This is a genomic window from Simplicispira sedimenti (assembly GCF_022760965.1).
GTDB classification, from domain to species: domain Bacteria; phylum Pseudomonadota; class Gammaproteobacteria; order Burkholderiales; family Burkholderiaceae_C; genus Simplicispira; species Simplicispira sedimenti.
Window position 1 is genome coordinate 1 of record NZ_JAKVIJ010000010.1, and the last position, 12,548, is coordinate 12,548.

At 62.9% G+C, this 12,548-nt stretch carries 14 protein-coding genes and 1 tRNA gene; 7 read left to right on the forward strand and 8 right to left on the reverse strand.

Translation table 11 applies throughout. The features are described from left to right. Nucleotides 1–273: 273 nt before the first annotated feature. On the reverse strand, nt 274–1,356 hold the full coding sequence (locus tag MJ602_RS11630; RefSeq protein ID WP_243020966.1) for an IS110 family RNA-guided transposase: 1,083 nt from the start codon (nt 1,354–1,356) through the stop codon (nt 274–276). Nucleotides 1,357–1,926: 570 nt separating this feature from the next. Here MJ602_RS11630 and MJ602_RS11635 point away from each other — a divergent pair. The 6 genes from MJ602_RS11635 to MJ602_RS11660 all read left to right on the forward strand — a co-directional run bounded on the left by MJ602_RS11635 (nt 1,927) and on the right by MJ602_RS11660 (nt 5,785). Then, nucleotides 1,927–2,370 carry an endonuclease/exonuclease/phosphatase family protein gene (locus tag MJ602_RS11635; RefSeq protein ID WP_243020967.1) on the forward strand — a complete coding sequence of 148 codons (444 nt, stop codon included), beginning with the start codon at nt 1,927–1,929 and terminating at the stop codon, nt 2,368–2,370. A gap of 24 nt (nt 2,371–2,394) precedes the next feature. Continuing rightward, nucleotides 2,395–2,643, forward strand: coding sequence for a hypothetical protein (locus tag MJ602_RS11640; RefSeq protein WP_243020968.1), 249 nt, complete (start codon nt 2,395–2,397; stop codon nt 2,641–2,643). 119 nt (nt 2,644–2,762) lie between these two features. Beyond that, nucleotides 2,763–2,996, forward strand: a complete 234-nt coding sequence (locus tag MJ602_RS11645) for a DUF6429 family protein (RefSeq protein ID WP_243020969.1) — start codon at nt 2,763–2,765, stop codon at nt 2,994–2,996. 98 nt (nt 2,997–3,094) lie between these two features. Next, a complete protein-coding gene (locus MJ602_RS11650; RefSeq protein WP_162017057.1) occupies nt 3,095–3,739 on the forward strand; it encodes a LysE family translocator in 645 nt (214 codons plus the stop codon). Nucleotides 3,740–3,933: 194 nt separating this feature from the next. Further along, nucleotides 3,934–5,400 (forward strand): YdgA family protein, encoded by a 1,467-nt coding sequence (locus tag MJ602_RS11655; protein ID WP_243020970.1) that lies wholly within the window; start codon nt 3,934–3,936, stop codon nt 5,398–5,400. Nucleotides 5,401–5,521: 121 nt separating this feature from the next. Further along, nucleotides 5,522–5,785 carry a YfhL family 4Fe-4S dicluster ferredoxin gene (locus tag MJ602_RS11660; RefSeq protein WP_243020971.1) on the forward strand — a complete coding sequence of 88 codons (264 nt, stop codon included), beginning with the start codon at nt 5,522–5,524 and terminating at the stop codon, nt 5,783–5,785. A gap of 62 nt (nt 5,786–5,847) precedes the next feature. On the opposite strand, the gene pth is transcribed toward MJ602_RS11660, so the two are convergent. From pth to MJ602_RS11695, 7 genes are all read right to left on the reverse strand, one after another. After that, the gene (gene pth / locus MJ602_RS11665; protein ID WP_243020972.1) at nt 5,848–6,474 is read right to left on the reverse strand and encodes an aminoacyl-tRNA hydrolase; all 627 of its coding nucleotides are present in this window, start codon (nt 6,472–6,474) and stop codon (nt 5,848–5,850) included. A 104-nt stretch (nt 6,475–6,578) separates the two neighbouring features. Next, nucleotides 6,579–7,211: a 50S ribosomal protein L25/general stress protein Ctc gene (locus MJ602_RS11670; RefSeq protein WP_162017053.1), complete on the reverse strand. Its 633-nt coding sequence runs from the start codon at nt 7,209–7,211 to the stop codon at nt 6,579–6,581. 93 nt (nt 7,212–7,304) lie between these two features. Beyond that, a complete protein-coding gene (locus tag MJ602_RS11675; protein ID WP_243020973.1) occupies nt 7,305–8,279 on the reverse strand; it encodes a ribose-phosphate pyrophosphokinase in 975 nt (324 codons plus the stop codon). A gap of 47 nt (nt 8,280–8,326) precedes the next feature. Then, nucleotides 8,327–8,403 (reverse strand) — tRNA-Gln (locus tag MJ602_RS11680). A gap of 38 nt (nt 8,404–8,441) precedes the next feature. Next, on the reverse strand, nt 8,442–9,293 hold the full coding sequence (ispE, locus tag MJ602_RS11685) for a 4-(cytidine 5'-diphospho)-2-C-methyl-D-erythritol kinase (RefSeq protein ID WP_243020974.1): 852 nt from the start codon (nt 9,291–9,293) through the stop codon (nt 8,442–8,444). A 22-nt stretch (nt 9,294–9,315) separates the two neighbouring features. Beyond that, nucleotides 9,316–9,825, reverse strand: a complete 510-nt coding sequence (locus tag MJ602_RS11690) for a lipoprotein insertase outer membrane protein LolB (protein ID WP_243020975.1) — start codon at nt 9,823–9,825, stop codon at nt 9,316–9,318. 21 nt (nt 9,826–9,846) lie between these two features. Next, entirely contained in the window at nt 9,847–11,607 is a 1,761-nt protein-coding gene (locus MJ602_RS11695) for a tetratricopeptide repeat protein (protein WP_243020976.1), read from the reverse strand. 46 nt (nt 11,608–11,653) lie between these two features. Here MJ602_RS11695 and mutM point away from each other — a divergent pair, with 46 nt between their 5' ends. Then, nucleotides 11,654–12,469 (forward strand): bifunctional DNA-formamidopyrimidine glycosylase/DNA-(apurinic or apyrimidinic site) lyase, encoded by an 816-nt coding sequence (gene mutM / locus MJ602_RS11700; protein ID WP_243020977.1) that lies wholly within the window; start codon nt 11,654–11,656, stop codon nt 12,467–12,469. Nucleotides 12,470–12,548: the final 79 nt, after the last annotated feature.

Consider the following 12,548-nt stretch of genomic DNA (forward strand, 5'->3'; position numbering starts at 1 on the left):
CCCCACAACAGCAAGAGCCTGACCGATTGGGGACCAAGGGGTAAAGAACCTGCAGTCGTATATCCGGCATCTGTTGTGGACTCTGTGGTGGTCCGTGCCGACATGGAATCTGCGTCACCGCGTCGCCACACGTTGCAAGCGGCAGGCAAGCTGCCGGAAGAGTTATCGGCGTAGTGCGGTGTGGGAGGAACCCGATTGGCCATGATGGTCGATCAAACCCGTCGCAAGTGGTGAAGGAATTGCTGGTCTGGCGTGCTGACTGGCTGTACCGGTTCAGTCGGGCATCGCAAAGCTCTGGCGATTCTCTTTTCTGTTCAACCGGGCTGCTTCATCGAATGGCTCGTGATCGCGCAGCGTCGCATAGCAAATGCGCGCCAGCTTGTTCGCCAGCGCGCAGGTGGCCTTGTTGTGGTTGCTGCGCCCCTGCACATCCAGCGCCCAGCGGCGCACGCCCTGTATCTCCTTGCCCGCCCCTTCGGCCACCTTGGCCGCTCGCAACACACTGCGCGCACCGTGAGTGAGCAGCATGCGCAAGTAGCGGTCTCCTTTCTTGGAGATGCGGCCCAGATAGCGGCTACCGCCCGAGCTGTACTCGCGGGGCGTCAGGCCAAACCAGCTGGAGAAGTGGCGTGCGTCCGCAAAGTGCGTCACATCCCCCGAGGTGGCTGCCACCATCGCGGTGGCCGTGAGCAGCCCGATACCGGGCACCGACAGCAGCAGGGTGCAGGCTGGGCTTTGCTGGGCGGCCATGCTCAACTGCCGCTCCACCTGGGCGATACGCGCTTCCAGCAAACGGATCTCTTCGAGCAATTGCGAAGCCGTGTGGCGGATCAGATCAGGCACCGCCGACTGCGGATCGGCCAGTACGCGGCCGATGACTTCGATGCCGGTGCGCGCTCCTACTGGAATGGCGATGCCAAACTCCCGGCAAAAGCCCCGCAGGGCATTGATACGCGAGGTGCGGGTGCCCATCCACAAGGAACGGATGCGGTGCAGCCCTTGCAGGGCCTGCTGCTCCACAGACTTTACGCGCACGGGGCGAAGATCGGAGGCACGGGCCGCTTCGAGCAAGGCCGCAGCGTCGGTGGCATCGGTCTTGTTGCGCCGCACATAGGCACGTACGTACTGGGCGGGCAGCAGGCGCACTTCAATGCCCAGGCTACCCAGCCAGCGCGCCCAGTGGTGGGCCGAGCCGCAGGCTTCCATGATGACCAGGCCCACGGATCGGTTGACAAACCAGCGCTCGAATTGCGAGCGGGTCAGGCGCTGGGTATCGACGATGTGCCATTGCTCATCGGCAACGGCGATCTGGAAAACGGATTTGGCCAAGTCGACGGCCACGGTAGTAGCATGCATGTCGGACTCCTTTCGTTTGAAGACCTGATCCCCACGCCAATGAAGACCAGTGCGCCAATTTCGCGCAAACAAACGGGGGAGTCCATCCCATCATCCAAGCCGACGCCGCTTCGCGGCGCGGCTTAACTCAGGTGTTATGCATCATGCGCGCCTTGATCCCCACGTTCATCTTTGCTTTTGACAGTTCGGGTGGCACATGAGTAGATGCCACTACATCGGCGACTTATTCGAGGTAGAACCGGAACAGTATGGTCTGCGCGGCGATACATACCTGTGGATGGAAATGCACGAACATTTTTCTGAAATCCCGCGCCCCACAACCACTTCAGAACTTGAAGACCAAGTGGCACAAGCATTTCTGTTGCTCACCGGCCTTCCCATGTCGACCCCAGAATCGTTTCGCGTTGAACGATTTGCACATGGGGGAATTTCCAGCGGCTTTGTTTCTCCTGGATTCTGGCGTGGGCGTGCTATGGCACTAATCAAGAAAAGGTGCGCTGAGTCACAATAATTTTCCGGAAGTGCGGAGGTTAGTTCAGCGTCATGAGGTTATCAATCAGCGGAGGAATCATGCGAATCGGAACCTGGAACGTAGAGTATGCAGACGAGTCGAGGCTCGATTCATTGCGGCAGGTACTTGCCAACAATAGCGCCGACATATGGGTTCTCACCGAGACCCATGACGATCTTGTTCCTGCAAATTGCGCCAATGTTGTCCACTCGGAACCACGACCGAAGAACTGGTGGAAAATTCGGCCGGGGAGTCGCTGGGTCTCGATTTGGAGCAAGTACCCGATTATCAAAAGACTAGTGCTTGATTCAGGCGACAACGAGCGCTCGGTGATGGCGTTGATTGATCTCGGGGAAACGAAATCATTGCTGGTCTACGGAACGGTTCTTCCTTGGAAAGACGACCGAAAAATTGCTGGCTGGTCGGAGCATGAGCGAATCATTCCAATGCAAGGTGCTGAGTGGTTGGAACTACGAGAGAACTACCCGGACACCCCACTGTGAATCGCCGGCGACCTAAATACCGATATGGCAGACGGTCGCCGTTACGGCTCAAAGCTGGGAATTGCAGCTTTACGAACTGCTTTTTCTAGCGTTGGGGTCTTTTGCGCGACGGAGCCTGAGCGTTTTCCAGCAGGACTCTTGCCGATCCTGCCTATTGATCATATCGCGCTGCCAGTCGAGTGGGCAAACATCACTTCGGTTGTCGCCGCATGGCCCGCTGACAAAGCGAATCTTTCTGATCATAGTGGTATGGTGGTTGAAGTCGCAGTGTGATTGGTCATGCACCCTCACAGATACCAAAAATGCTGCATAACCCGGCAGTCCACACGGACGCTGCGCGATAAAGCCGCGCAGCGCCGGTGACTTCTACGTTGGACGCCGAGAGATACCAGATGAAACTGGACACAGAACGTATTGACCAAGCGGTTCTGGCGCTTCTGCGTCTGGGGCTTCACGACGGAACCCGTGCGTGGAAGTCGTTCGATTGGGATGCCATGGCGCGGCTGCATGAAAAGGGCTACATCTCCGATCCAGTGGGAAAGGAAAAGTCCATCGCGTTCACCGATGAAGGTCTTCGTCAGTCGGAGCAGTTGCTCAAAGCCCTGTTCGCTGAACCAGACAAATGAACGCATGAACCCGTTGTGGCGCGTTGCTACGAAGCCATGCGTGGCTGGGCGGCAATGCACAATGGGCGCTTGCCCCATGCCTTTTGAAAGCGATTGCCATGCCCTCCATCGAAACCCTTGTCACCTTCTTTGGTGTTGCGGTTGTTCTGGCGCTGACGCCGGGGCCGGACAACATTTTTGTGCTGGTCCAGTCGGTGCAGCGGGGCTGGCGCCTGGGGCTGGCCGTGGTGTTGGGTTTGTGCCTTGGCATCGTGGGCCACACGGCCGCTGTGGCGCTGGGCTTGGCGGCGGTGTTTGCGGCATCCAGCATGGCATTCACGGTGCTCAAGTTCTGCGGGGCGGCCTACCTGGCGTGGTTGGCCTGGCAGGCGTTGCGTGCCCCCGCGGCCACGGCGCAAGGGCCCGAAGGCTCGGCACCCGCAACCCAGGCGCCGGGCTGGTGGAAGATGGTGGGCCGGGGCATCGTGATGAACCTCACCAATCCCAAGGTGCTGATCTTCTTCCTGGCCTTTCTGCCGCAGTTTGCCGACCCTGCGCGGGGTAGCGTGGCGCTGCAACTGATGGTGCTGGGCCTGGTGTTCATGCTGGCCACCATGCTGGTGTTCGGTGCCGTTGCCTGCTTCTCGGGCGTGTTCGGCACGCTGCTGATGCGGTCGGCGCGGGCACAAACGCTGCTCAACCGCGTGGCAGGGCTGGTGTTCCTGGGGCTGGCGGTCCGGCTGGCCACGGCGCAGCGCAATTGATTCGCTATCAAAAACATAGCTACTTGCGCATGTAGTAAGGGCGCTGGGGCCCATTTTCGTTCAATATTCCGCAGCGCAACAATTTCTTGCACATTGGATGGCCTGTGACCGGGGTTAAGGGCCCGCTCGCTGGTACGCTCGCCGGTTCTTCGGGGCCGAGGGGGCTCCGGGGCTGATTTGGGAGGGATCCATCCATGAACAAGAAAATTGCCTTGGGCTCTGCGGTCGTACTGCTGGGCGCCTTGTATGGCGGTGCTACCTGGTATGCCGGCGAGCGGGCGCAGCAGCGTTACCAGGAGGCCCTGGAAGTGGTACGCAAGGTGATGGGCGCCGATGGCGTGGTGTCGCAGCAGTACCAGCGGGGCTTCTGGACCTCGCAGGCCCAGACCGTGCTGCAGTGGACGCCCCCCGCCGAGCCTGCCGAGGACGGCGCGGCCCCGGTGCCCGCAACCCCGCTGCGCTTGCGCCTGGACAGCACCGTGCGCCATGGCCCGCTGGCGGGCTTCAGGCTGGCTGCTGCCGTGGTCGAAACGCGCATGGCCCTGGACGGCCTGGACGAGCACGCGCGCAAGCTGCTGGAGCGCACCAGCGCCCCCACCCTGACGGTGGTGCACCACTGGACGGGCAGCAACGACCTGGTGCTGGACGTGCCTGCTGGAGAGGTGTCCGAGGGCGAAAACCTGATCCGCTGGAAGGCGCTGCGCTACGACATGGCGCTCAGCGCCGATCGCACGCGCCTGCGCGGCGACATGCAGTGGCCCGAGCTGACCTTGCGCGTCCACGAAGACCCGAAGGAAGCGCTGGCCGATGACGAGGACGAGGCAGGCCAGGAGCCCGAGGTGGCCTCCACCATGGCCATGGCCTTTGTGGGGCTGCGTGGTGATTTCGATGTGCGCATCGAAGACGGTCTGTGGCTGCTGGCGCCGGGCACCTCGCAGGGCCGCCTCGACAAGCTGACAGTGGAGCTGCAAGAGCAGGGCGCCCAACCCAAGGCGCTGGTGGCCTTGCAGGACATGGACTTCAAGGCCGCCATCGAGCGCAAGGACGCCGTGTTCGGCTGGAACGTGACCATGCAGTCCAAGGGCAAGATCGGCCCCATGGCGCTGGACAGCTTCAGCCTGCGTGAGGAGGTAAGCCGCATCGATGTGGAAGCCGTGCGCCTGTTCCAGCAGGCCCTGGTGGGCGCCTACCGCGCCAGCGCGGCGGCCGATGCCAAGGCCGCCTTCGCGCCCGAGGCGCCGTGGCTGGCCACCCTGGCCCAGGCTGCGCCGCGCCTGCTGGCGGCGCTGCCCGCCTATGCCGTGGAAATCAAGGCGACCGTGGGTGGCAAGGAAGGCAGCCTGAAATACGGGGCCCAGATCAAGAGCGCGCCAGACCAGACCCTGGTGGAGGAAAGAGGCTGGGGCCCTGCGCTGCTGAAGCACAGTGCGCTGGACGCCAGCGTGCGCCTGCCCAAGGCCTGGATCCCCCTCATCGCCGAGGCCGTGGGCAAGCCGGTGCCGGCGCCGGACGAATTGAACGCATTGCTGGGCATGGCGCAGGCCCAGGGCTTTTTGACCCAGGAGACCGACCATATCGCCAGCAGCGTGCAGGTCGATGCGGGGCAGGTGCGCCTCAACGGCAAGACCATGCAGATGCCGCAACTGGGCGGGGCGCAGTAAAAGGCCCCTCTGCCTGGCGGTGCCCTACTGCCAGGCAGGGTATCGGCGGCGCGCGATAATGGCGCCCCGGGCCGCTGCGGGCATGACAGACATGCGCAGGCCCGGTCTTGCGGAGCGCTCCATGGCATTGATGATCACCGACGAATGCATCAACTGTGATGTCTGCGAACCCGAGTGCCCCAACCAGGCCATCTATCTGGGTGAAAAGATCTATGAGATCGACCCCAGCAAATGCACCGAATGCGTGGGGCATTTTGACGAACCCCAGTGCATGCAGGTCTGCCCTGTGTCCTGCATTCCGGTCGATCCCCAGCACGTAGAAAGCCGCGAAACCCTGTGGCAAAAATTCCACCGCCTCCAGGCGGCGGTGCGGATTGGTGACTGATGGGTGCTCAATGGCCTGTGGCGCCCGTCCAATAAGCGCAATGCGCTCCTAAATTTATAGCGTCAGACGCTGGCTTCAGGGGCGCCCGTGGCGGGGCGTGGCGGCTTGGGGCGCGGGGCCTTGGTGGTGTGTACCAGCAGCGTGGCCTTGTCCATGTCCCCGGCCAGCAGGGCGGGCCAGGCCTTCAGGCTGTGGGTGATGCTGTCTTCGATGAGTGTGCGCTGGTCGGAGGCCGGTTTCTTGAGCACCCAGTTTGCCACCTCGGACTTGTCGCCTGGGTGGCCAATGCCGATGCGCAGGCGCCAGTAGTCGGGTGAGCCCAGTTGTGCGTGGATGTCGCGCAGGCCGTTGTGCCCGGCGTGGCCGCCACCGCGCTTGAGTTTGACCTGCCCTGGGGCGATGTCCAGTTCGTCGTGCGCCACCAGAATTTCCTCGGGTGCGATCTTGAAGAAACGCGCCAGTGCGGCCACCGATTTGCCCGACAGGTTCATGTAGGTCTGTGGCTCCAGCAGCCACACATGCTGGCCGTGCACCGTGGCGCGTGCCGCCAGGCCCCAGTAGCCGCGCTCGGGTTGCAGCTGTACCTTGAGTTCGCGCGCCAGCGCGTCGATCCACCAGAACCCTGCGTTGTGGCGGGTGGCTTCGTATTCGGACCCTGGATTGCCCAGGCCCACAAAGAGCTTGATCATGGCTGCAATTATCAGATGGCACAAAAGCCAACGGCCCACGCAAAGGTGGGCCGTTGTGCACAGGGCAGCCACACAGGGGTGACTGCCGGGGCTGTGAGCAAGAATTACTTCTTGCCCTTGCCCTTGCCCTTGGCGGGGGCGGCAGCGGCGTCTGCGGCAGGGGCAGCAACTTCCACGGCCGGGGCCACCACGGAGACCAGAACGGGGTTGTTCTTGGCGCCACGGGTCACCGCGCTCACGCCCTTGGGCAGCTTGATGTCCTTGAGGTGCAGGGAAACGTTCTTCTGCAGGTTGGACAGGTCCACGGCGATGAATTCGGGCAGGTCCGAAGGCATGCAGGAAACGTCCAATTCGGTCATCACGGGGGTGACCAGGCACTTGTCCACCTTGACGGCGGGCGACTCTTCAGCGCCGCTGTAGTGCAGGGGCACCTTCATATGCAGCTTGGTCTTTTCGTCCACGCGCTGGAAGTCGATGTGCAGCACCAGTTGCTTGAAGGGGTGGTATTGCACGTCGCGCAGCAGCACCTTGCTGGTCTGGCCGTTCAGTTCCATGTCCAGCACGCTGGAGTGGAAGGCTTCTTTCTTCAGGGCGTGCCACAGGGCGTTGTGGTCCACTTCGATGGCCACGGGCTGGGCGCCAGCGCCATAAACGATACCGGGCGTACGGCCCGAATTGCGCAGGCGGCGGCTCGCACCCGTGCCTTGCTTGGCGCGCTCAAAAGCGACGAATTGCATGAGGATTCTCCGTTCGAGGAGCACCGCGACCAGTGCCACCTCCGTTTGACAAAAAAGGCGCCCCGAGGGACGCCCTGCGTGTTGTTCGCGCGGTCAGAACAGGTTGTCCTGGTCGGCAAACAGACTCATCACCGAGTCTCCCTTGGCAATGCGCTGGATCGTTTCGGCGATCAGCGGGGCCACGGAGAGCTGGCGGATCTTGGCGCAGCCGCGTGCAGCTTCGCTCAAGGGAATGGTGTTGGTGACCACGACTTCGTCAAGGGCAGCGCCCTGGGCGATGCGCTCGATGGCGGGGCCAGAAAAAATGGGGTGTGTGCAGTAGGCGTACACCTTCTTGGCACCGCGCTCCTTCAGCACCTCGGCAGCTTTGACCAGCGTACCGGCGGTGTCGATCATGTCGTCCATGATCACGCAGTTGCGCCCTTCGATGTCGCCGATCACATGCATCACTTCGGATACGTTGGCCTTGGGGCGGCGCTTGTCGATGATGGCCAGGTCGCACCCCAGTTGCTTGGCCAGTGCGCGTGCGCGCACTACGCCGCCCACGTCGGGCGAGACGACGATCAGGTCGTCGTAGTCCTTCTGGCGCAGATCACCCAGCAGCACGGGGGACGCGTAGATGTTGTCCACCGGAATGTCGAAAAAGCCTTGGATCTGGTCGGCGTGCAGGTCCATGGTCAGCACGCGGGCCACGCCCACGGCCTGAAGCATGTTGGCGACGACTTTGGCCGAGATAGGCACACGCGTGGAGCGCGGACGGCGATCCTGGCGGGCGTAGCCAAAATAGGGAATCACGGCACTGATGCGTTCGGCCGAGGCGCGCTTGAGCGCATCGACCATGATCAGCAGTTCCATGAGGTTTTCGTTGGTGGGCGCGCAGGTGGACTGCACCACGAACACGTCGCGGGCGCGCACGTTCTGGTTGACCTCCACGGTGACTTCGCCGTCGGAAAAGCGGCCTACGTGGGCTGCGCCGAGGGAAATATGGAGGTGTTGGGCAATTTCAGCCGCCAATGCGGGATTGGCATTGCCGGTGAAAACCATGAAGTCGGGTTGGTTGGCCTGCATGAGCGTCCCAGCGGTCTGAAATGATTTGCCTGTGCGCGATGAGGATTTGGCAGGGGAGGAAGGACTCGAACCCTCGCATGCCGGAATCAAAATCCGGTGCCTTTACCAACTTGGCGACTCCCCTACACAGGTGACTTGCCGAAGCGGCAAACCACCGAAACTTCAATCCTCTGCCCATCCTGCCAGAGGATGCTGCGTCAGATTCTCGCATGCCTTGACCTGCCAGGTGCCAGGAGCACCGCTAAGATCCACTGCATGTGGCATTTGTGCAAACACTGCACTTCCAGAGCCCGTCATTCTACCATGTAATCCGCGTGCCTGGAGCCAATCGAGGGCTTGTTGCACATCGGGGCACAGTGCCTGCGCGATGCTTTGCAAGTCATTACGACCAAAGTCGTAGTGTGCTGCAGCAAAGCCTATGATTGTAGCACTATCTGAATCGCGTTTCAAAACGGGGGATGCAAAAATTTTTGCAGTCTCGATGCCGGCCGCGGGTTTGACCACGGCAAAGCGCGCAGTCGGCAGTGCGCTCGCACCTGTAAGAGGTGTGATGCGCTCGCCAATGCCCTCGACCCAGGCATGGTGGCCGCACAGGAAAAACGGCACGTCGGCACCCAGGCGCACCGCAATGGCCTGCAGTTGCGGCGTGCGCAGGCCCAGCTTCCAGAGGCGGTTGAGTGCCAGCAGCGTGGTGGCGGCGTCCGAGGAGCCCCCGCCCATGCCCGCCTGCGCCGGAACGCGCTTGAGCACGCCGATGTGCGCGCCCAGGGAGCAGCCCGTGCTCTGCTGCAGCGCGCGCGCAGCGCGCAGCGTCAAATCGTCTGGGGGCAGTGCGGGGCCCAGGTCTTCCCGCGTGAGCTGGCCGTCCCTGCGCAGCGAGAAGTGCAGTGTGTCGCACCAGTCGATCAGCATGAAAACCGATTGCAGCAGGTGGTAGCCATCGTCCCTGCGCCCGGTGATGTGCAGAAAGAGATTCAGTTTGGCGGGGGCTGGAACGTCGTAAAGGGACAGCATCGCAAAAGAAGGCAGGGCGGTGTCAGGGGTTCAACAGTATGCGCAGCATGGCGGCTGGTGGTGGTTGGGTGCGTGTGGCACTCAGGCGTCCTTCGTCCAGTTGCTGCAGGTCTGCCTGCCAACCGCCAGCCAAGGTGGGCACTCCTGAGAGCCAGTCGAACAGCGCATCAATGGGCAGGGCTTCGCCCGTCACCTCGCGCAGCAGGGCTGAAAGTGTTGCTGCGCTGCGGCGTTCCTGGGCTGTTTCAATGGAGGCTTCGCCCACGGACCATTGAAGACGCGCCAGCAGGGTGCCCAGAGGGGTGGACAGTTCCAGGCGGCCGTTGTCTGCGGAGCCCTGCAGGTCGAAAAGGGCGGCGAAGGAGCGAGGAGCATCAGGGTCGTCCACACGCAGATGGATGCGTCCACTCCAGGGGCCGGTGGACGGCGTATGCGCACTCCGGCTCTGTGGCTGCGCACAGCCCACCAGCCACACCGACGACAGGGCATACAGCCCGGCCTGGCAGAGGGCGCGCCGGTTCCAGGGAGACATGAGGGAGACTCTCACGCCTTCTCAGGGCTTGACACCCAGGCGCTTGAGGGTTTCGCGCAGCACCTCATTGTCGGCATTGAGCCTGGCGCTTTCCTTCCAGAGCTTCCGCGCCGCCTCTTTTTCGCCCAAGACCCAGAGCACTTCACCCAGGTGCGCCGCAATTTCTGCGTCGGGGCGTAGCCGGTAGGCGCGTTCCAGCAACTGGCGCGCCTGGGGCATATTGCCCATGCGGTACTCGATCCAGCCCAGGCTGTCGGTGATGAAGGGGTCGTTGGGGGCCAGGCTCAGGGCGCGCTCGATCAGGAGCCTGGCTTCTTCGAGTTGCACTCCACGGTCGGCCAGCGAGTAGCCCAGGGCGTTGAGCGCATGTTGGTAGTTGGGGTTGCGGGCAATCACCTTGCGCAACAGGCGCTCCATTTCGTCGTGCCGCCCCAGTTTGTCTGCCAGCATGGCCAGCTCGTACTCCAGATCGTCGTCATCGGGGGTGGCCTTGACCAGCTTTCCCTGCAGTGTGTAGGCCTCGCGGTATGCACGTGCATCGCGCAGTAATTGCACCTCGGCTTGTTGGTTCATGCGCCGGGCCTCATCGGTCTCGGCGGGCAGGCTCTGCAACAGGGCGCGTGCTTCCTTGAGCTTGCCCTGGCGGGCCAGCAAGGATGCGCGCCGGGTTTGGGCGCTGAAAAGCTCTTTGCCGTCTTCGATGCGCTGCAACCATTGCTCAGCCGCCGCATAGTCCCCGCGTTTTTCCGCGATCTGAGCATGCAACAGGTAGGCCTGCGTCAGGCTGGCACGCAGCGTTTCATTGTCCGGCGATGACTTTGCGAGGCGCAGCAGTTCACCCAGCGATGCTTCGGCGGCCTCGTACTGCTGGTCTTGTACCTGAAGCGCCGCCTGCGCGAGCCAAGCCTGGGGCAGGTCGGGCTTTTCGGTGGTCACGGCCTTCAATTGGCTGCGGGCCTCGGGGTAGCGCTGTTGTTCAAGCAACAGCCGGGCATAGGCCATGCGCACTTCAGGGCTGGGACGTTGCTGCAGGTAGGCGGTCAATAAGGGCTCGGCATCGGCAGTGCCGTTCTCCATCAGCTCCAGGGCGAGCACGGCAGGACCGTCGGCTTGTGCATGTGACGCCTGCCCCCGCCGCGCCGCATCCAGGGCTCCGGTGGCGTCTTGGGCCTGCAGGCGCATGCGTCCGATGGCGGTCCAGGCAGCGGCGGCGGTTGCCCCCTCGGCGCGCAGTTCAGTGTTCAGTGCCTTTTCGAGCATGCGCGCGGCTTGCGCCTTGTCTGGCGCTCTGCGCAACAACTGTGGCAAGGCCAGCAGCATTCCCGGCTTTTCGGCGTCCGGCGTCTGGTCCAGCATCTCGCGCAGGGGGGTAGGAATGTCGTCGATGCGGTTGAGGGCGATCAGGATCTGCAGCACATAGCGGTTGGCGTCGGTGGACTGCGGTGTCGCCTGCTTCCAGGCCTGGGCGGCAGCCAGTGCCTGGTCTCCCGCACGCGCCTGCAGGGCGATGTCCGTGGCACGTTGGAACAGCCGCTCGTCGTTGCTGCGGCGGGCTGCCTCCAGAACCAGTGCATACCCGGTGCCGGGATCACCTTCGCGTGTGACGATTTCTCCCAGCAGTATTTCGTAAAACAGGGTGGCATCCAGCAGCGCCGAAGCGATCGGCCTGTCCCCTGGGGCGGCAGTCTGGTGCTGGGGTGTTTGTGGGGGTGCTGCGAGACAGGCGCTCGCCACGAGTGCGCCCGGCAAGAAGGTCGCCAGAATGCGAAGAATATGGAGCATCAAACCATAATAATCCATGCCCGTGGTGGGCAAGGGGAGTACCTTTATGCCGGAGTTGCCCGAAGTGGAAGTCACTCGCCGTGGCATTGCTACCGCCTTGGTGGGAGCGCGGATACGAGCGGTGGTGCTTGGCAAACCCTTGCGTTGGCCACTGGGCTGTGACCCAGCCCGCTTGGTCGGGCGTGCCTTCACCGCCGTGGGGCGACGTGGCAAGTACCTGTTGCTGGAGTTGGACGAAGGCTGCCTGATCGTGCACCTGGGCATGTCCGGCAGCCTGCGCTGGCTGGTGCAACCTACTGAGCCGGGCCCACACGACCATTTCGATGCTTGCACCGACCGGGGGACGCTGCGTTTGCATGATCCGCGGCGCTTCGGCGCCGTGGTCCATGTGGCCAGTTTGCAGGATCCGATGGCGTGCAAGCTGCTGGGCGGCCTGGGGGTGGAACCCCTGTCGGACGATTTTCAAATGCGTAACTGGCTGCTCGCGCTGCGCCACAGCCGCCAGGCGATCAAGCAACTTCTGCTGTCGGGGCGCGTGGTGGTTGGTGTGGGCAACATCTATGCGTGTGAGGCCTTGTTCCGAGCGGGCATCCGACCCAGCACCCCCGCCTTGCGCATCGGTCCCGCACGGGCGCACCGGCTCCATGCGGCCATCCGGGAAGTGTTGGCCGAGGCGGTGAATCTGGGGGGGAGCACCTTGCGGGACTTCGCCAGCGCACATGGCCACGCCGGGGAATTTCAGCAGCATGCACAGGTGTATGGCCGGGAGGGCCTGCCCTGCAGGGTGTGCGGCACCCAGGTGCGCATGGAGCGGCAGGGGCAGCGCAGCAGCTTCTTTTGTCCACGCTGTCAGCGTCCCTGATTTGAGGCGCTGAAACCACGTTTCCTCGTGGTGCAGGGCGCAATGGCTGCGTCCGGTGCTATATTTTGTGCCTATTCGT